The 727-nt window shown below is 37.0% G+C and carries 1 pseudogene; it reads left to right on the top strand.

The annotated features are described in order from the left end of the window. Window positions 1-275, top strand: a pseudogene (locus ACFIMM_RS03535) (hypothetical protein); the annotation flags it as partial. Window positions 276-727: the final 452 nt, after the last annotated feature.

Below are 727 nucleotides of genomic sequence, written 5' to 3'. Positions count from 1 at the left end.
CACTGTTTGGAAAGAAAGAAATCTTACCCCATGGTTTTATCAAGGGAGGCAGTTTTCCAAAGCGTGTTGAATTAAAAAAGCTGAATGGGAATGTGTTTCAAAGAGCGGATGGAGATCAATTCCCTATTGCAAAACAAGAAGGACCATCAATTGCTAAAGTGATGTCCAAGCCAGAGATTGCAAGTGCTATTGCACAATATGCCAATGAAAGATTAACCAAAAACATACAGAGACAACTTTCTCGTCAAGAATACGCTGCTAATAAGAAAGGCTAGATCATGTTCTCAAGCTTTATCTATATATTCCATATCCTTATGAGTTTAGGAATTACATATTCTTATTGCAACTTTAAAAACAGATTATCACTTATGCTTTGTTTTTTCATAAAAAAAATCAATAAAATCAATGCAAAAGGTACTTCCCAGCGGGTTGGCTTCGTTGCGGGGCGGACGAGCGCGAACTATCGCTAGCGACAGAATTTTCAATTTGACTGTACATTGTACACATAACTCATTGATAAATAACGAATTTAATGTGTTAAGTATTTCCTTATCGTATTAAATCTTGTTTTTCAGTTGGTACCGTAAATCTCTCTTTATCCTAATACGCCGTAACCACCTCCTTCTTAGGACAGAAAAGAAGGCAAGGAGCAACTATGAATAAGAAGAATCGTAAGGGTCTATCGGTTCGTGCGTTTGCGAAGAAGATGGGTGTTTCACATAATGCA

Source organism: Bartonella sp. AP258QHHD (genome assembly GCF_042196145.1).
In the GTDB taxonomy this organism is placed as follows: Bacteria; Pseudomonadota; Alphaproteobacteria; order Rhizobiales; family Rhizobiaceae; genus Bartonella.
This window is presented reverse-complemented; position numbering and strand designations above follow the sequence as displayed.